This is a genomic window from Comamonas resistens (assembly GCF_030064165.1).
Classification (GTDB): domain Bacteria; phylum Pseudomonadota; class Gammaproteobacteria; order Burkholderiales; family Burkholderiaceae_C; genus Comamonas; species Comamonas resistens.
This window is the reverse complement of record NZ_CP125947.1, coordinates 5,090,132-5,106,877: the sequence shown is the minus strand read 5'-3', so window position 1 is coordinate 5,106,877 and position 16,746 is coordinate 5,090,132. Positions and strand designations below refer to the sequence as shown.

General features: G+C 58.9%; 17 protein-coding genes. 6 read left to right on the top strand and 11 right to left on the bottom strand.

The annotated features are described in order from the left end of the window. Nucleotides 1–29: 29 nt before the first annotated feature. Nucleotides 30–1,217, top strand: coding sequence for an AAA family ATPase (locus QMY55_RS23875; protein WP_283486561.1), 1,188 nt, complete (start codon nt 30–32; stop codon nt 1,215–1,217). Nucleotide 1,218: 1 nt separating this feature from the next. Then, nucleotides 1,219–1,959 carry a DUF4435 domain-containing protein gene (locus tag QMY55_RS23870; RefSeq protein ID WP_283486560.1) on the top strand — a complete coding sequence of 247 codons (741 nt, stop codon included), beginning with the start codon at nt 1,219–1,221 and terminating at the stop codon, nt 1,957–1,959. Nucleotides 1,960–2,147: 188 nt separating this feature from the next. Here the strand turns inward: QMY55_RS23870 and QMY55_RS23865 are convergent, their stop codons facing one another. The 6 genes from QMY55_RS23865 to QMY55_RS23840 form a co-directional block, all read right to left on the bottom strand. Continuing rightward, nucleotides 2,148–3,503, bottom strand: coding sequence for an IS5 family transposase (locus QMY55_RS23865; RefSeq protein WP_283486559.1), 1,356 nt, complete (start codon nt 3,501–3,503; stop codon nt 2,148–2,150). A gap of 646 nt (nt 3,504–4,149) precedes the next feature. Then, entirely contained in the window at nt 4,150–4,527 is a 378-nt protein-coding gene (locus QMY55_RS23860) for an HPF/RaiA family ribosome-associated protein (protein ID WP_283486558.1), read from the bottom strand. 325 nt (nt 4,528–4,852) lie between these two features. Further along, nucleotides 4,853–5,296, bottom strand: a complete 444-nt coding sequence (locus QMY55_RS23855; protein ID WP_283486557.1) for an ExbD/TolR family protein — start codon at nt 5,294–5,296, stop codon at nt 4,853–4,855. 12 nt (nt 5,297–5,308) lie between these two features. Further along, a complete protein-coding gene (locus QMY55_RS23850; protein ID WP_283486556.1) occupies nt 5,309–5,983 on the bottom strand; it encodes a MotA/TolQ/ExbB proton channel family protein in 675 nt (224 codons plus the stop codon). Between the two features lie 57 nt (nt 5,984–6,040). Beyond that, entirely contained in the window at nt 6,041–6,871 is an 831-nt protein-coding gene (dapB, locus tag QMY55_RS23845; protein WP_283486555.1) for a 4-hydroxy-tetrahydrodipicolinate reductase, read from the bottom strand. A gap of 126 nt (nt 6,872–6,997) precedes the next feature. Next, nucleotides 6,998–7,543, bottom strand: coding sequence for an outer membrane protein assembly factor BamE (locus QMY55_RS23840; protein WP_283486554.1), 546 nt, complete (start codon nt 7,541–7,543; stop codon nt 6,998–7,000). A 150-nt stretch (nt 7,544–7,693) separates the two neighbouring features. Between QMY55_RS23840 and fur the strand changes: the two genes are divergently transcribed. The 3 genes from fur to QMY55_RS23825 all read left to right on the top strand — a co-directional run bounded on the left by fur (nt 7,694) and on the right by QMY55_RS23825 (nt 11,087). Beyond that, nucleotides 7,694–8,119 (top strand): ferric iron uptake transcriptional regulator, encoded by a 426-nt coding sequence (fur, locus tag QMY55_RS23835; RefSeq protein ID WP_283486553.1) that lies wholly within the window; start codon nt 7,694–7,696, stop codon nt 8,117–8,119. 147 nt (nt 8,120–8,266) lie between these two features. After that, nucleotides 8,267–9,856 carry a DUF1800 domain-containing protein gene (locus QMY55_RS23830; protein ID WP_283486552.1) on the top strand — a complete coding sequence of 530 codons (1,590 nt, stop codon included), beginning with the start codon at nt 8,267–8,269 and terminating at the stop codon, nt 9,854–9,856. 10 nt (nt 9,857–9,866) lie between these two features. Continuing rightward, complete coding sequence (locus QMY55_RS23825; RefSeq protein ID WP_283486551.1) at nt 9,867–11,087, top strand: DUF1501 domain-containing protein; 1,221 nt, start codon at nt 9,867–9,869, stop codon at nt 11,085–11,087. Here QMY55_RS23825 and hprK read toward each other — a convergent pair. The 3 genes from hprK to hpf all read right to left on the bottom strand — a co-directional run bounded on the left by hprK (nt 11,084) and on the right by hpf (nt 13,152). Continuing rightward, entirely contained in the window at nt 11,084–12,043 is a 960-nt protein-coding gene (gene hprK, locus QMY55_RS23820; protein ID WP_283486550.1) for an HPr(Ser) kinase/phosphatase, read from the bottom strand. The genes QMY55_RS23825 and hprK overlap by 4 nt on opposite strands. 119 nt (nt 12,044–12,162) lie before the next feature. Continuing rightward, nucleotides 12,163–12,636: a PTS sugar transporter subunit IIA gene (locus QMY55_RS23815; protein WP_283486549.1), complete on the bottom strand. Its 474-nt coding sequence runs from the start codon at nt 12,634–12,636 to the stop codon at nt 12,163–12,165. A gap of 156 nt (nt 12,637–12,792) precedes the next feature. After that, the gene (gene hpf / locus QMY55_RS23810) at nt 12,793–13,152 is read right to left on the bottom strand and encodes a ribosome hibernation-promoting factor, HPF/YfiA family (RefSeq protein WP_283486548.1); all 360 of its coding nucleotides are present in this window, start codon (nt 13,150–13,152) and stop codon (nt 12,793–12,795) included. Nucleotides 13,153–13,595: 443 nt separating this feature from the next. Between hpf and QMY55_RS23805 the strand changes: the two genes are divergently transcribed. Further along, nucleotides 13,596–14,513, top strand: coding sequence for a phosphoribosylaminoimidazolesuccinocarboxamide synthase (locus QMY55_RS23805; RefSeq protein ID WP_283486547.1), 918 nt, complete (start codon nt 13,596–13,598; stop codon nt 14,511–14,513). Between the two features lie 143 nt (nt 14,514–14,656). Here the strand turns inward: QMY55_RS23805 and QMY55_RS23800 are convergent, their stop codons facing one another. Together QMY55_RS23800 and QMY55_RS23795 are read right to left on the bottom strand one after the other, a co-directional pair. After that, the gene (locus tag QMY55_RS23800) at nt 14,657–15,142 is read right to left on the bottom strand and encodes an FKBP-type peptidyl-prolyl cis-trans isomerase (RefSeq protein ID WP_034350897.1); all 486 of its coding nucleotides are present in this window, start codon (nt 15,140–15,142) and stop codon (nt 14,657–14,659) included. A 158-nt stretch (nt 15,143–15,300) separates the two neighbouring features. After that, the gene (locus QMY55_RS23795; protein ID WP_283486546.1) at nt 15,301–16,353 is read right to left on the bottom strand and encodes a pirin family protein; all 1,053 of its coding nucleotides are present in this window, start codon (nt 16,351–16,353) and stop codon (nt 15,301–15,303) included. Nucleotides 16,354–16,746: the final 393 nt, after the last annotated feature.

Genomic DNA, 16,746 nt, shown 5'->3' with positions numbered 1-16,746 from the left:
CCAATTTGGTTTTTTGATAAGGATGAGAGATGAAAATAAAAAACTTCAATGTTGAAAATTTGAATGGGAAAATTGGATTAATAAATGCAAATTTCAATAATGATATTAATATAATTACCGGAAGAAATGGTTCTGGAAAAACAACTTTTCTGAAATTGCTTTGGTTTGTAGTCAGCGGAAATATCGCGCAAGCATTGGATGAGGTTTTATTTAAAAAACTTTATCTGGAAACTGACCTGTATTCCATAAAAATTGAATTGACTTCAAGTCGTGGCGTTAAGACTATGTGTTTAACGACTGATGATAATTCAATTGAATTTAAAAAAAGAGAGCTAAGTGAAAACTCTGTTCAAAGAAATTTGAATGATGACCTGTTCTTTGGGGATGATCATGAAGAGTGGCTTGATCAGGAGGAGTTGGACAGTGTGATGAACAATGTATCTGCCTTTTTGAGAGATACAGGGTCATCAATTTTTTTTCCGACATTTAGACGAATTGAAGGCGGATTTTCAATGAAAGCCTCTTCAATTTTTGGGTCTGGCTTAAGAAGAAAAAGTTCAAGCGATATTGAAGAGGCAATGGTAGCGCTCTCTGAGAAATTTAGTAGAAAAGATCATAAGTTTGTTGCATCACTTTCTACCCAAGATATTGTTCAGCTTTTGTTGAGGCAATATACGAACTTAAATGATAAAGCTTCAAGTTATCAGAATAATAAAAGCCAAGAGATAATTGAGCATATTAAAAAATATGAATCTGGCGATGATGAATTGATTGGGCCTGTAAGTGAAAGGGCATTATTGATAGATATTAGAAAAAGAATTGAAGAAATTGAAGATAAAAGAACGGAAATAATGCGGCCAATGGATGCTGTACAGAAAATAGTTTCAAAAATATTTTCCAATACGGGTATTAAAATTGGAGGTCGGCTTAATTTTGGAGATGCAGCTAATGCAATTAATTCTGACCAGATGTCAGCAGGGGAAAAGCAACTGCTTTCGTTCATTTGTTATAACGCTTTTCTAAATAATTCTGTATTTGTTATTGACGAGCCTGAATTAAGCTTACATGTTGATTGGCAAAGAATATTTTTCAAGATTCTCACTGAGCAAAATCCAAGCAACCAGTTTCTTGTGGCGACACATTCCCCATTTGTGTACAACAAATACCCTGAAAAGGAAGTTGCGGTAGATAGTGATCGTGGGGATAATGGAGAATAAAATGGTTGGCTCAGGGAAAACACAGTTAACAGTGGATGAGGCTATTGCCGTAATAAAGAAATCATTTTTGCCGACGGTTGTTATTGAGGGCTTGGATGATGTGATTGTTTATAGAAAAGTGGAGGATATTGGTGATGGATTTATTTCCTTACTTCCAGTAGGAGGGCGTGATAATGTATTGTCTATCTATGATCGTAGGGACGAATTCATAGATAAAAGCGTGGCATTTATTGCAGATAAGGATTTATGGGTTTTGACTGGAATACCTTCTAACTATCAATCAAGAAATTTGATATTCACAGATGGTTATTCGATAGAAAATGATGTTTTTCGAGACGTCAATGTTCTGAATTTAATGACTAATGCCGAGAAAGAAAGCTTTGGTAAGGAGTTGGAGAGATTTTTGAAATGGTTTTCAATAGCGCTGAGTAGAAATTTGAATGGAGATTGTTCTGAGCTTAAAATTCACCCTAATCAAGTTTTGGATGATGATAACGAATTTGACAGAATGATAAGACTTAATGACAATGAAATATTTCCTAATGAATTGCATGATGAAATTCTTCGGGATTATTCTGTGAAATTAAGAGGGAAGTCACTTTTTGCATTAGCAATTAGAAATCTTTCTTATAAAGGGAGACCTGTTAGGCATAATCATCATTCAATAATGGAGCATGCTGTTAGTCGTCCTGGTTCTTTAGTTGAGAAAATATATTCTGGTGTAGAAAAGGTTTTTGTCTGAAATTGTGAATGTTAAAATTTATCAAGTAATAAAATTTACTTTCTTAGAGGAGAAAAACTCTATAAAAGTATTTATCACGGATTCTTGAAAAGAGATTTTTTAAGAAAACTATCTCTACTGCTGCACCTTCGGGAAAAAGAGCAAGTGAAGCTGGATAGCTTCTTAGTCCGCCCTGAACAATTCAGTTCTCAGCCGCGGGCTGGTCGGCGCTGGACCGCAGCGGCGATCAGTGCCGTGATGATCTCCTGCACTGACAGCTCGAATCGGGCACATAGAAGCCGCAGCGCGGCCAGGATCAGGCGCAGGTTGTGCCCGGCGCCGCACATCACCGCATGCAGCGCATCGCCCAGCGCTCCCTTGAGCGGATTACGGCCCAGCCGCCCGTCCATCTTCATGTGCCCGATGGCCGGCTCGATGGCGCTACGCCTTTTGATCATGGCCTTGAGCGTTCGGGTGATGCCTCGCTTTTGGCCTGACATCAGGATGCGTACCCCTTCAAGCTTCACGCCCTTGTAGCCCTTGTCCACGATGGCCGTGGGGGGCGGCCTGTCCGTGCCGGTGAGGATGCCCACCTGCTCCAGCGTCTCGGCCAGGGTGTGGCCGTCGTAGGGGTTGCCAGGCATGGAGCGCATGCCCACCACCAAGCCTTCCTTGAGCGTGATGGCAATGCTGACCTTCACGCCGAACTCGTAGGGTGTCCTGGCCTTGCCCTTGCTGATGCACTCCACCTCCGGCGCGTGCAGGGCGTACAGCTTGTTCTTGTCCTTGGTGCGTTGGGTCAGGATGCGGCCGGTGCGCTGCAATAGGTCCTGGACCTTCGCCTTGGCCGATTCGGGCAGCATATGCAGTTGGCGGGCCACCTCGCGGTGCACGCGGCCGACACGGGTGCGCAGCGTGCGCACCGCCCGGCGCATGCGCTTGAACTGCTTAGCGTGTGCGTAGCGCCCGATCTGCGCAGCCAGCCGTGGGGCCACGCGGTTGTAGTTCTGGCGCAGCCGTAGTCCGTTGTCTTCGGCCGCCTTGACCAAGTGCTGGCGGCTCTTGTCCAGCAGCCGGCTGTCGGTGGGGTGCGCCACGGCCTTGGGCATGACGGTGGTGTCCACGATGACCCGCTGCACGCTGGCCTTGTTGATCAGCCCTGCGGCCTTAGCGGCCTCGATGGTTATCGCCAATAGCACCTCCACGCCTTCCTCGCCGATGCGCTGGCGCCAGCGCGTCAGGCTGCTGGGATCGATGGGCAACTCGGTTTGCAGGTAGGTCTCGCCGCAGAAGAACTGCCAGTACGGGTTCTCCACCCAGGTGTTCACAACTGCCTCGTCAGAAGCATCGTTGGCGTGCTGCAAGTACAGCAAACCGGCGACCAGACGCGGTGGCAGCGCCGGGCGGCCACGGCCCGAGGTGAAGTGGCTGGCAAAGTGCCGCTCGATCTGCTCCCAGTCCATCAAGCCAGCCAAGCGTACCAGCGGGTGGCGCATATTGATCTGCTCGTCCAGGCGCGGGCGGAACAACTCGCCGCTCTGGGGCAGGGAAAGCTTCGGGCGCATCGGACTCCTCGGAGGAATTTGCAAGAAAACAGGTACTGGCAAAACCATACCTTGCAAATCCTGCGCCTATCAATCCGAAGAACCGCGAGTCAGATCAACGACTTACAGGTTGTTCAGGGTGGACTTCTTATCGTGTTGCTTGATGTGTAAACACTAGAAGCCAATTTCGTCATAACTTTCGTAGGCCGTCCGTACCCGCTCCCGCCCGTCTGGCTGCGCCTGCGGCACGCGGTTCAGGATGCGGGCATTGGCACCGAAGAGTGCCAATGCTTCGTGATCAAATTTACGGCAACGTGTTTGAACGGAGAGCGAAGCTTGAAGTGAGTTTTGCCGTACCGCAGCCTGAATTGCGTGACGCAGGTTTGCCCGGAGCGAAGCGCAGGGACGCAGGCAATCGGGTCGCATTCTTTGGGTTACGTTTCTTGTGCGGGCAAGAAAGGTAACTCGCCTGCTGGGGCGAGACCCGGCCTCTGTCGCAAGCCAAGCAACAAGAATAATTTTGATAGCTACTCGCGCTTTATAGATAAGCGATAGAGCCACATTTGGCTAAAACCTTTAGCAACGCAGCAATCCAAACAAAGTGCCCATAAAAAATGCCACCCAGCAATCTGAGTGGCATTTTTTTAGAGCGTACTAACGAAGGCCATCAGGCCGTCGCGGCATTCTCCGCACTGGGGTCATCCACACCCCTTACGCTTTCGCGCAGATTCTTGTCCTTGAGCTTGCCCAAGTCTGTTTCCACAGCACGCTTGAGCTTGTCGATGGCCGCGCTGAAGGCCTCCTTGACCTTTTCCGCTTCGGCGTTGACAGCGATGGGCGGCCGGCCTGTGGCTCGGGTTTCCAGTACGCAGCGCTTGCCCGGGCCTCCGGTGGATTTGAGGGCATCGACTCCTGTGAGGAAGACCTCCACACGCACCACGTATTCCTTCAGGCGAGCCAACTTGCTATTGATCTCCTCCTGTGCCCATTGCGCCAGAGACTCACCACCCTGGATGGAATCGTCGGCATGAACCTGTACTTGCATGCAAATCCTCCTAGTCACCAAATGCCGCACCACTGCGGCGAAAGAGTTGTCGGGGTACCCTGAAGCGCGTGGCCGAGGAGAGTTGGTCACGCACTCTTGATCGGGTCAGACCATCGTAACGCCAGAATCAGGCCCTGCACATCAGGAGTTGTTACGTTAGTTGATCCGAGGGGCTTTTGATCATTGTGCGCAGCCGTGGCGCCGCGCCAAGCCTGATCTGCTTCTGAGGGTGTCTTATCTGCAAGCCGCTTGAGACAGCGCAAGTTGCGCGGGATGCGGCGGTCGGTGCGGACGCATTTTTTGCCGTGCCGACCGTCAGTCACTGTCAGCGTGCAGGTGCCTGGGGCTGGGGATCGGTGACAAAGCCGATGCGGGTCAGGCCCGCCGCATGGGCCCAGCCCATGATTTGCACGACGCGGCCGTAGGGCACGCTGGTGTCGGCGCGCAGCTGAACTTCGGCCTGCGGGTTGCGTTGGCCCAGGCTTTGCAGTTGCTGCTGCACGGCCGCGTCATCGCGGGCTGCGCCCTGCAGCCAGATTTCGCCCTGCGGGCTGATCTCCAGCATCAGCATGTCGCCTTGGGCGACCTGGGTTTGCGGCGCAGCGGCCTGGGCCTTGGGCAGCTGCACGCGCAGGCTGGCGGCCAGCATGGGCGCGGCGAGGATGAAGATGACGACCAGCACCAGCATCACGTCCACCAGGGGGGTGACGTTGATGCTGTTGATGGGGGCGTCGCTGCGGGTGCGGCTGCTCATGCGTCCGAATGACATGGCGGCTCCCGCTCAGTGGGCGTTCTGCCCGAATTGTTCCTGCAGGTCGTGGGCAAAGCCTTCGAGCAGGGCTTCGAGCGTGCTGGCCGCACGGCCCAGCAGGTTGTAGGCCAGAACGGCGGGCAGGGCCACGGCCAGACCGGCGGCGGTCATGACCAGGGCTTCGCCCACGGGGCCGGCCAGCTGGGCAATATCGACCTGGCCACTGCCGGCCAGTGTGCCCAGCGCATGGTGTATGCCCCAGACGGTGCCCAGCAGCCCGACGAACGGGGCTGTGGTGCCGATGGTGGCTAGCAAGGTCTGGCCCCATTGCAGCTGGCGTGCCGACGCCCCGAGCGCGGCGCGCAGCTGGCGCATGAGGCGCTGGCCCTGGCCTGCGCTCAGGCCCAGAGAGCCGGTTTGCGCGGTGCCCCGGACTTGAGCCGTGGTGTCGGCCACGGCGTCCGCCAGGGGGCGCACCAGGCCTTGGGTGTCGAGGGCCTGTACACGGGCCCGGGCCTGGGGCAGGTCGGGCATCTGCCAGAAGGCATCCATGGCGCGGGGGACGCTGCGGCGTGCCCTGGCCATGAACCAGAGCTTGTAGAGGATGACGATCCAGCTGAGCACGGACATGAGCAGCATCACCGCTGCCGTGCTGCGTGTGACGCTATCGCCCTGTGCCAGCCACTGCCAGGTTGCTGCGGACATTGACCACCTCGCTCAAAAAACAAAAAGGGCCATTGCGGCCCTTTTGCAATCAGCGCATCAGCGCAGGTTCAGCACATCGTACATATCGTACTGGCCGGTTTTCTTGTCGGCCAGGTAGCCCACGGCGCGCAGGCTGCCATTGGCATAGCCGGCGCGGCTGCTGGACTTGTGCGAGATCTCGATGCGCTCGCCCGTGCCGGCGAACAGCACGGTGTGGTCGCCCACGATGTCGCCGCCGCGCACGGTGGCAAAGCCGATGGTGTCGGCCTTGCGCTCGCCGGTGTGGCCAAAGCGTTCGTAAACAGCGCGGTCGGCTAGCTGGGTGCCCTGGGCTTCGGCGATGACTTCGCCCATCTTCAGCGCGGTGCCCGAAGGGGCGTCGACCTTGTGCTTGTGGTGGGCTTCGATGATTTCGATGTCGTAGCCGCCTTGCTGCAAGGCCTTGGCGGCCAGCTCCAGCAGCTTGAAGGTGACGTTCACGCCCACGCTCATATTGGGCGAGAACATGATGGCGGTCTTCTTGGCAAACTCGGCAATCTGAGCCTTCTGCTCGTCGGAAAAACCGGTGGTGCCGATGACGACCTTCACGCCCAGCTCGGCAGCCACGGTCAGATGTTCCATCGTGCCTTCGGGGCGGGTGAAGTCGATCAGGCAGTCGGCCTTGGACAGCGCTGCGCGCAGGTCGCTTTCAATCTTCAGGCCGCTGGGCTTGCCCAGAAAGGCCGAGGGATCGCTGCCGATGGCGGGGCTGTCCGCACGGTCCAGTGCCGCAGCCAGCTCGCAGTCGCTGCTGTTCAGGATGGCTTCGATCAGCATGTGGCCCATGCGGCCGGAGGCTCCGGCGACGGCAACGCGCTGACGGGGTGTGGAGGAGGGGGATGCGGTCATGGCGCTATCACTTGATCTGGGAAAACAGTGCAGTGACCGGCAGACGCACAGTCACGACGAAAAAAGGAGCGTACTTCGCTTGTCGCAAGCCGGGTTCAGCGCGTTTTCATGCTGAATCTGCTGCGCTTAGCGGGATTCCAGCGGAGGGTAGCTGGCCGCAGCAGGCGCGGTGTTGACGGTGGCTTCCGCGCCGTCATCCGCCTGGCGGGCGGGGTACTTGGCCAGTTGCGCCTCGGTGGCTTCGAGCTGAGGGACCTTGGGCTTGCCCTTCATGCCCTGCAGGCTGGCCACGAATTCGGATTCGGAAGGCATTTCGTCACCTTCGGCACGGGCAAAGCTGTCACCATTGAAGAAGACAGTCAGCTTGCGTACCTGCGGCTCCACGCCGGGGCGCTGGATGGTGAATACATATTCCCAGCGGTCGGAGTGAAAGACGCTGGTGACCAGCGGTGTACCGAGGATGTCGCGGATCTGCTGGCGGCTCATGCCGGGCTGCAGCGCTTCGACCTGCTCCTTGGAGACGAAGTTGCCCTGCACGACCTCCACTTTGTAGGGGGTGATGGTATTGGCGACACGGTGTGCCGCGCCATCGAGACTGTTGCAGCCGGCCAGTGCCGCTGCGATTGCCAACGTCAGGGCCAGACCTGCGCGGCTACGGGCTTGAACATGCATGGGTAATGGCATAGGGATATGATCAGGTTCATTGTAGCGGCAGGCTCTGTCGGACCCCGGAGATTCCCTCGCACCAGGGTGTAAAGCTCTCCCCGGTTCTGTCTGGACAGGCCTTGCGCATGTGCCCTGAGTCCACCAAGAGATACCGACATGAAAAATATTGATGAACTGAAAAGCACAGGCCTCAAAGCCACCTTGCCGCGTTTGAAGATCCTGGAGATCTTTCAGACCGGCGCACAGCGCCACATGACGGCTGAAGACGTGTTTCGCGTGCTGCTGGACGAGCGCTCGGACATCGGTCTGGCCACGGTCTATCGCGTGCTCACGCAGTTCGAGCAGGCAGGCATCCTGATCCGCAGCAACTTCGAAAGCGGCAAGGCCGTCTACGAGCTCAACGAAGGCCAGCACCATGACCATCTGGTCTGCACCAGCTGCGGCAAGGTCGAGGAGTTCTATGACGCCGAGATTGAAAAGCGCCAGAACCTGATCGCCAAGGACAAGGGCTGGGTGATTCAGGATCACTCCATGGCCCTGTACGGCCAATGCGCGGAATGCGTGGCGCGCGCGGCCAAGTAAACCGCAGCGTTTGACATTTCAAGGGGCGAGGCATGTTGAGTGCCTCGCCCCTTTTACGTTTTACTGAGCTTGTTACGCGCGCACCGATTGTGTTAAGCCGATGTTCAGCGCGGCGGCCTATGCTTGGTGCTCATGGAGGCGTGGCTTATGCAATTGCGGCGTGTTTTGAGTATCGAGGCTCTGGCCTGTCTGGGTGCGGCCTTGCTGACGGCCTGTGCGCCGCTGGCGCCATCCAGGCTCAGTGCCGAGGCAGAGCAGACGCTGCGGGCCAGCCCGCTGCCGGATCGCTTGACCGATCTGCAGCGCCAGCAGTGGCTGGACCGCGTGAGCTGGGGAGCTACCGATCATGAAGCGGCCCAGTTGCAGCAGCAAGGTCTGAAACGATGGCTGAGTGCGCAACTCACGGCCTCGACCCAGCCCATGCCGGCCGAGGTGCAGCAGCGCATCGATGCGCTGAGCATCAGTCAAAAGCCCATGGCTCAGATTCAGCGCGAGATAGCCGATCTGCGCCAACAGATTCGCGCCGAGCAGAACCCCGACGAGGCCGCCAAACTGCGCCAGCAGGTGCAGAGCCAACTGAACCAGCTGAGCACCGAGGCCCAGCAGCGCCATATCTGGCGCGCTCTGTACTCGCCCCATCAGCTGCAGGAGCAGATGACCTGGTTCTGGATGAACCACTTCAACGTCAGCACCCGCAAAGGCGATGTGCGGCTGTGGGTGGGCGACTATGAAGAGCAGGCCATACGCCCCCATGCGCTGGGCAATTTTCGCGATCTGCTGACCGCCAGCATGCGCCACCCTGCCATGCAGCTGTATCTGGACAATGCCAGCAATGCAGCAGGACATATCAACGAGAACTATGCGCGCGAGCTGCTGGAGCTGCACACCATGGGCGTGGGCAGTGGTTACACCCAGGCCGATGTGCAGGCCATGGCCCATGTGCTGACGGGTGTGGGCTTCACCACGCGTGATGCCGATGCTCCGCCGCCCAGGCTGAGGCCCGAGCGCCAGGGCGACTATCTGCGCCAGGGTTTCTTCGAGTTCAACCCCAACCGCCATGACTACGCGCCCCAGATCTTTCTGGGCAAGCCTTTGCAGAAAACCGGCTATGCCCAGCTCAATGAGGCGCTGGACCGCATCGTGGCTGCTCCAGCCACTGCACATTTCATAGCGCGCAAGCTCGCTGTGTATTTCCTGGGCGATAACCCGCAGCCGGCCTTGGTGGAGCGTACGGCCCAGGCCTTTGCGCGCAGCCATGGCGATATCGCAGCCACGCTGGCCCAGTTGCTGGGCGATCCGCAGGCCCAGCAGTACGGGCAGCGCTTCAAGGACCCCATGCACTATGTGCTGGGCGCCGTGCGCCTGGCTTATGACCAGCGCGTGGCCAGTGATGTGGGGCCGGTGCAGAGCTGGATCAACCAGCTGGGCCAGCCGCTTTATGGCTATGAAACGCCAAACGGCTATCCGCAGGCGCAGTCGGACTGGTCCAGTTCCGGCCAGATGATGAGCCGCTTTGCCGTGGCCCAGCAGATAGGTGCGCGCGGCGCCGTGCTGTTTCGCAGCGATCCCAAGGCGCCGCTGGAAAAGCCGCCATACCCCGATCTTGCCGGACGCGCCAGCGTCAGGGCCCGCCTGCCGGTGCTGAGCCCGTCCACACAGGCCACGCTGGCCCAGGCCAAAAATCCGGCGGACTGGAACAGCTTTTTCCTGGCCGCGCCCGAGATGATGTTCCGTTGAGGAGAGCCGCATGCAAAGACGTCAATTCCTGAGCCTGAGTGCGACGCTGCCGCTGGCCTTTCATCTGCGCAAGGCGCTGGCGGGGCCGCTGCAAAGCAACTCGCCACGCTTTTTGCTGGTGTTCCTGCGCGGTGCCTATGACTGCAACAGCCTGCTCGTACCTACGCACAGCGACTTTTACTACCAGGCCAGACCCACGATTGCTATTGCCCGGCCGGGCGAGGCCAATGGCGCCCTGGCCTTGAACGGGCAATGGGGCCTGCATCCTGCGCTGCAGGGTAGTCTGCTGCCGTTGTTCGAGCAAAAGCAGGCCTGCTTTGTGCCGTTTGCGGGCAGCAATGATTTATCCCGCAGTCACTTTGAAACGCAGGATTCGATCGAGCTGGGCCAGCCGCTGGAAGGCCGCAGCAGCGACCCTTCGGGCTTTCTCAACCGCTTGGCCCAGGTGTTGCAAAAAGACAGCCGTTCGCATGTGCAGACGCTGCCCATGGCCTTTACGGCACAGTTGCCGCTGTCCCTGCGCGGCAGCGCCCAGGTGGCCAATATGGCGCTGACCTCGGGGCGGTTTGCGACGACAGATGGCAAGCGCAGCCAGCTCATCAGCTCCATGTATCAGGGGACGAGCCTGGATGCCGCCGTGCGCGAGGGCTTTGCCACGCAAAGTGCCGTGCAGCGCAGCATCCAGGAAGAAATGGACAAGGCGGGCCGCGATGCCATCAGTGCCAAGGGCTTCAGTCTGGTGGCCCAGCGCATGGCGCTATTGATGCGTGAGCAATACGACCTGGGTTTTGTCGATGTGGGCGGCTGGGACACCCATGTGAACCAGGGGGGCGCCAGCGGCAATCTGGCCAATCGGTTGACGGATCTGAGCCAGGGGCTGGCCACGTTTGCCCAGACCATGGAGCCCGAAGCCTGGCGCCACACGGTAGTGGCCGTGATCAGCGAGTTCGGCCGCACCTTCCGCGAGAACGGCAACAAGGGAACGGATCACGGCCATGGCACGGTGTACTGGTTTCTGGGCGGCGGCCTGTCGGCCCAGGCCGGCGGCAATGTGCTGGGCGAGCAGCAGGAGGTCAGCGAGAAAACGCTGTTCCAGAACCGGGACTATCCGGTGCTCAATGAATATCGTGCGGTGCTCGGCGGGCTGTTCGGCCGCATGTATGGCCTGAGCCGCCAGCAACTGCAGCAGGTCTTCCCGGCTGCAGCGCCCGGAAAGCTGCAGCTGGTCTAGAACGACTCGCCGCTTTCCATGGCACGGCGGTGGCGCATCACGAATTCCTGGTAGGTGTCGATGCCGCGCAGCTGCAGGATGGCGTTGCGCACGGCAGCTTCCACCAGCACGGCGATGTTTCGGCCCGCCACCACCTGGATCACCACCTTGCGCACGGGCACGCCCAGCACGTCCTGGGTCAGCGGCTCGGCCGGCAGGCGCTCGTATTCGCGCTCCATGGTTTCCTTGCGCACCAGATGCACGATGAGCTTGAGTCGCATCTTGCGGCGCACGGCGGTCTCGCCAAAGATGGCGCGCACGTCCAGCAGGCCGATGCCGCGCACCTCAAGCAGGTTCTGCAGCAGCTCGGGGCACTTGCCTTCGATGGTGGTCTGGTTGATGCGGTACAGGTCCACCGCATCGTCGGCCACCAGGCCATTGCCGCGCGTGACCAGCTCCAGCCCCAGCTCGCTCTTGCCCAGGCCAGACTCGCCCGTCAGCAGCACGCCCATGCCCAGAATGTCCATAAAGACGCCATGCATGGTGAGGCGGTCGGCGAAATGCTTGGACAGATAGGCGCGCAGCACGTCGATGACGAAGGCTGACTGCTCCTTGGTGGCAAACAGCGGAATGTGCGAACGCTCGCACATGGAAATCAGCTCGTCCGGAGCTTCCTGGCCGTCGGCCAGCACCAGCACGGGGGGCTCCAGCGTCACGATGCGGGCGATGCGGCGCAGGCAGTCCTGGGAGGTGGCGTTGGTCAGATAGGCGATTTCACGCTCGCCCAGCACCTGCAGCCGGTAAGGGTGGATGTAGTTGAGATAGCCCACGAGGTCGGCGCCCGAGCGGGCCGAGCGCACGGCCATTTCGTCAAAGCGGCGCTCCGAGGCGCCCAGGCCTGCAACCCATTGCCAGCGCAGGCTGGAGTTGCGAAAGGCCTCAAACAATACGTCGGCACTGATGGCGCTGGGTCTCATGGCGAGCCTCTTGTGGCACAAGGAAAAGGCCTCTGGCCGGCACCGCAGGCACCGGGCAAAGGCCCTTGCAGGAAAAAACGACCCGGAACGCTGATCCAGTGTCCGGGGTTTCAGTCATCTCAGACCGCTGGAGCGGCGGAGGACTGCCAGGTGGCAATCATGTTGTAGAGCTGCTGCGCGTCGGAAGAGGACTTCAGGCGCTCGCGCAACTGACTGTCGCTGAGCAGCTCGGCAATCTCGGAGAGGATTTCCAGATGCTTTTGGGTGGCCGCTTCGGGCACCAGCAGGAAGATCAGCAGATTGACGGGTTGTTCATCCGGGGCGTCAAAACCGATGGGGGTGCCCAGTTGGAAGACTGCAGCCATGGGGGCTGTCAGGCCTTTGATGCGGCCATGGGGAATGGCAACTCCGTGCCCCAGTCCCGTGGAGCCCAGGCGCTCGCGCGCGAACAGGCTATCGGTAATCAGGGCACGTGACAGACCATGCAAGCTCTCAAAGAGCAAACCCGCTTCCTCAAAAGCGCGTTTCTTGCTGGTGACATCAACGCTCACAAGCACTTGAGCGGCGGGAAGGATAGAAGCTAGGCGATTCATGGTGTGATCAACAATTATGCACCGCAGCGCTGAAAACCGTGGGGAAACCCTGATCACCATCAAAAACCGCCCCGTAGGGCGGCGCTTTTGGCGTTGTAACAAGGCTACAGCCTTGCAACAAACCGGCGCAAACGCTTGGCTTGCGCCTCGCTGTCATCAAACTGACACCGCTGACAGTTGTGCCTCCGTTGCAGTCAAGCGTTTGGCGACAGAGCGACCGCCCTGCTGCCGGGTCTTGTATCGGATCACCACACGGTCGAGCTTGTCTGCCAGTGCATCCACGGCGGCATAGAGGTCGAAGTGCTGGGTTTCAACGAACAAGTCTTGCCCTTTTACGCGTACGGTGCAACCGGCGCGTTGTCGTTTGTCTTTTTCCTTTTGCTTGTGGACTGTCAGCAGGACCTTGACGTCCACGACCTGATCGAAGTGCCTGAGAATGCGGTCCAGCTTGGCCATGACGTAACTGCGCAGCGAGGGAGTGACCTCCAGATGGTGACCGCTAATCGTCAAATTCATAACAAAACACTCCTTGGCTTTCGGTGAAATCACTGTGGATTTACAGCGGTTTGGTGCTGTGCCACAGCCTTGCAGTTCGGAATGCGCATTCGTCTTTGCCTGTGAACCCACTATGCGCCCGGGCTGGGGCAAAGGCAACGAAAAAACGGTGATAGCGCAGGCTAGTCAGGGGCCTTGTGTTCCAGTTTGATGGCTGGCCGTTTTGGCTCCACAATGAGCGGCTTTGGGTGGTCTGGGCAGGTCTTGCCTTGTCGCCCGCATGAGCTCTATTGCTGCGCCCGCAGGCAGCCAAAGACCGTGACGGTCCAAACCCCTGCCTGCGCCATTAAAATCGCGTTTTTACGCAGCCGCCTCTCGGGCCTGCGACGCTGGCAGCCCCTTGGGCTTTCAGGCGCCTGCTGACCGACTGCACGCCTGAATTGCCTGACAGCCCCTATCTCGATATGACCACCCAGCCCTCCGCCCTGCATACCTCCAACATTGCCTCGCTGCCCCTGCTTGCACGTGGCAAGGTCCGCGACAACTACGCCGTGGGCGATGACCGCATCCTGATGGTGGCCTCCGACCGCCTGTCGGCCTTTGACGTGATCATGGGCGAGCCCATCCCCGGCAAGGGCGTGCTGCTGACGCAGATGGCGCTGTTCTGGTTCGACAAGCTCGGTCATATCTGCCCCAACCACCTGACCGGCGAAGCGCCCGAGTCCGTGGTCAAGCCAGAGGAAGTCAAGCAGGTCGAAGGCCGCTCCATGCTGGTCAAGCGCCTCAAGCCCGTGCTGATCGAGGCCGTGGTGCGCGGCTATCTGGCCGGCAGCGGCTGGAAGGAATACCAGGAATCGCAATCGGTCTGCGGCGTGAAGCTGCCCGCCGGCCTGACCAATGCGGCCAAGCTGCCTGAACCCATCTACACCCCTGCGGCCAAGGCCGAAATGGGTGATCACGACGAGAACATCACCTACGAGCGCACAGTGGAAATGGTGGGCGAGAAGCTCGCTGCCCAGATCCGCGACACCGCCATCCGCATCTACAAGGAAGCAGCTGAAATTGCGCTGACCAAGGGCATGATCATTGCCGACACCAAGTTCGAGTTCGGCCTGACCGAAGACGGCACCCTGGTGCTGATGGACGAGGTGCTGACTCCCGACAGCTCGCGCTACTGGCCCGTGGAAGGCTATGAGGACGCGCTGGCCAAGGGCGAGAACCCTCCCAGCTACGACAAGCAGTTCGTGCGCGACTGGCTGGAGCAGGCGCAGGTCAACGGCAAGGCCTGGGACAAGAAGGCTCCCGCACCCCGCTTGCCCAAGGAAGTGATCGACAAGACCGCTGCCAAGTACCGCGAAGCTCTGGATCGCCTGACGGCCTGAGTGAGTCACCCCCGAAAACAAAAGGCCCCCGGACAAAAATCCGGGGGCCTTTTGTTTTGATAGCTGTCTGCGCTCGCTGGCAAAGGATTTCAGTTGGAAATAATGCTGAAGTCCTTTAAGGGTGTGCGCTGGCAGCTATGTTTTCAATGGTGATGGCCGTGGCCGCCATGCACATGCTTGTGGGCGATTTCTTCTTCCGAAGCTGCACGCACCTCGTTGACCACCGCGCTGAAGCGCAGTGCAAAACCGGCCAGAGGGTGGTTGCCGTCCAGCAGCACCACGGGGCCCTTGATCTTCACCACGTTGTAGATCTGGGGCAGGCCCTGGTCGTTGGTGCCGCGCAGCTGGCCGCCCACCTTCACGCCCGCGGGGAACTCGCCCTTGGGAATGGTGCGCTTGAGGCTCTCGTCGCGCTCGCCGAAGGCGTCTGCCACGGCCAGGTCCACGGTCACGGTATCGCCTTTTTGCTTGCCGTCCAGAGCGGCTTCGACCTTGGCGAAGATGTTGTCATAGCCGCCGTGCAGATAGGCCACATCGCCCTTGTCCAGCAGTTTGACGGCCACGCCGCCCGCGAGCAGCTCGTGAATCTTGTAATTGATGGTGACGGCAGTGTCTTTGGTGATGTTCATGACAGTCTGGAGATTCCGCGAGCGGCTCATACCCATAGGCCCATCGCAGGCTGCGGTTTGAGCGGCTCCAAAACAAAGCAGCCACGGCCCGCAAAGGTCGTGGCGGTCAGGCGCACATTGTGGCAGCGTTTGAACAACCGCCGCCGACAGTGCCATTTTCAGGCGGTAGCGGCCAGCGGGGGCAGGTCGTCCTCGGTCGCGCCGGGGTAGCGCGCAAAGCGGCGGTTCTCGGCACCATGCACAGGGTCGTTGTCCTTCCAGGGCCAGCCGCCGAACTGGGTACGGCGATAGTCCTGCATGGCCTGCATGATTTCCTGTTGCGTATTCATGACGAAGGGGCCGTACTGGGCCACGGTTTCGCCGATCGGCTTGCCCTGCAGCAGAAGCAGCTCCACGGTGTCCTTGCCGGTGTTGACCAGCTCCAGGTCGCGCTGCGCGGCTATATGCATGGCCAGATGTTCGTTCACGGCTTCGCCATCCACGCTCATGCTTTGGCCCACAAAGAAGTAGAGCATGCGATGGGTTTCGGCACCTGCAGCCTTGGGCATGGTCCAGCGGGCGCCGGGTTCCAGCGCCAGTGTCCAGATGGCCACATCGCTGTCAGCCTGGGAGGCCCAGGATTCGGGCGGCGGCGGCAAGGCCTTGTCCGCACCGTCCAGCGAGCCTGCCACCACGGTAACAGTGGTTTTCCTGCCCGCCGCATCGCCGAAGCTCAGGCGCGGAATCTGCTCGTTCCAGAACATGGTGAAGTGGGGCTCCACCATCTTGTTCCTCGCAGGCAGGTTCAGCCAGATCTGGAACAGCTCCAGCGGATTGGGCTGGTCGCTGTTGAGCAAAGGAAACATCTCCGAGTGCTGGATGCCCTTGCCGGCCGTCAGCCACTGCACGTCGCCGCCGCCGAAGCGTGCGGCCGCGCCCAGCGAATCCGCATGGTCGATGCGGCCCTTGCGCACCAGAGTCACGGTCTCGAAGCCGCGATGGGGGTGGCCGGGAAAGCCGGGGATCTGCTCGCCGTGGTACATGGAAAAGCCATCCTTGGCGCTGAAGTCGCTGCCCATTTCGCGGCCTTCGAACTCCACGGCCTGCACGCCCATCTTGCCGTCGCTGGCAGGGTAGCTGTCATCGTGGTGAGCGCAGAACAGGAAAGGGTCCAGGCAGGGCCAGCGTGGGCCCAGAGGGGCGCTTTCCAGAATCGGGTGGGTCGTGGTCATGGTGATCTCCTTGTGGGCTATTGCCATCCGCAAAGCCTGACTCTCAGAACGTGTTGACGATCTCTACGCCGCCGCGTTGGAGCGCAATCGGGACGAGTTCGAAGCGGATGGCTCGCCGCTTGCACCGGGGTGCAAGCAAGAGACAGCGCGCAGAAATCGCCCGATTTCGCTCCAACCCTTCGGGACAGTGTCTTTGCGGGCGGTCTGCGGCGTTGCAAATCCTCGCAATAGCACGGCTATTGCTGCGGTATTGCGCCTTGCATCCCATCCCGCAAAGCCGCTGTCGCGGCGCGAGGAGATCGTCAACACGTTCTCAGAAGATAAGGCCAGGCACGCCCGTTGAAAGACACCATCGGTGGGACAGTGCCAGCCGTTTCTGCAACAGTTGGCCCG

What these genes read in the sequence shown, in the direction of transcription:
- QMY55_RS23875 (WP_283486561.1), top strand. Translation starts at nt 30, where the DNA reads ATGAAAATAAAAAACTTCAATGTTGAAAATTTGAATGGGAAAATTGGA.
- QMY55_RS23870 (WP_283486560.1), top strand. Translation starts at nt 1,219, where the DNA reads ATGGTTGGCTCAGGGAAAACACAGTTAACAGTGGATGAGGCTATTGCC.
- QMY55_RS23865 (WP_283486559.1), bottom strand. Translation starts at nt 3,503, where the DNA reads ATGCGCCCGAAGCTTTCCCTGCCCCAGAGCGGCGAGTTGTTCCGCCCG.
- QMY55_RS23860 (WP_283486558.1), bottom strand. Translation starts at nt 4,527, where the DNA reads ATGCAAGTACAGGTTCATGCCGACGATTCCATCCAGGGTGGTGAGTCT.
- QMY55_RS23855 (WP_283486557.1), bottom strand. Translation starts at nt 5,296, where the DNA reads ATGTCATTCGGACGCATGAGCAGCCGCACCCGCAGCGACGCCCCCATC.
- QMY55_RS23850 (WP_283486556.1), bottom strand. Translation starts at nt 5,983, where the DNA reads ATGTCCGCAGCAACCTGGCAGTGGCTGGCACAGGGCGATAGCGTCACA.
- dapB (WP_283486555.1), bottom strand. Translation starts at nt 6,871, where the DNA reads ATGACCGCATCCCCCTCCTCCACACCCCGTCAGCGCGTTGCCGTCGCC.
- QMY55_RS23840 (WP_283486554.1), bottom strand. Translation starts at nt 7,543, where the DNA reads ATGCATGTTCAAGCCCGTAGCCGCGCAGGTCTGGCCCTGACGTTGGCA.
- fur (WP_283486553.1), top strand. Translation starts at nt 7,694, where the DNA reads ATGAAAAATATTGATGAACTGAAAAGCACAGGCCTCAAAGCCACCTTG.
- QMY55_RS23830 (WP_283486552.1), top strand. Translation starts at nt 8,267, where the DNA reads ATGCAATTGCGGCGTGTTTTGAGTATCGAGGCTCTGGCCTGTCTGGGT.
- QMY55_RS23825 (WP_283486551.1), top strand. Translation starts at nt 9,867, where the DNA reads ATGCAAAGACGTCAATTCCTGAGCCTGAGTGCGACGCTGCCGCTGGCC.
- hprK (WP_283486550.1), bottom strand. Translation starts at nt 12,043, where the DNA reads ATGAGACCCAGCGCCATCAGTGCCGACGTATTGTTTGAGGCCTTTCGC.
- QMY55_RS23815 (WP_283486549.1), bottom strand. Translation starts at nt 12,636, where the DNA reads ATGAATCGCCTAGCTTCTATCCTTCCCGCCGCTCAAGTGCTTGTGAGC.
- hpf (WP_283486548.1), bottom strand. Translation starts at nt 13,152, where the DNA reads ATGAATTTGACGATTAGCGGTCACCATCTGGAGGTCACTCCCTCGCTG.
- QMY55_RS23805 (WP_283486547.1), top strand. Translation starts at nt 13,596, where the DNA reads ATGACCACCCAGCCCTCCGCCCTGCATACCTCCAACATTGCCTCGCTG.
- QMY55_RS23800 (WP_034350897.1), bottom strand. Translation starts at nt 15,142, where the DNA reads ATGAACATCACCAAAGACACTGCCGTCACCATCAATTACAAGATTCAC.
- QMY55_RS23795 (WP_283486546.1), bottom strand. Translation starts at nt 16,353, where the DNA reads ATGACCACGACCCACCCGATTCTGGAAAGCGCCCCTCTGGGCCCACGC.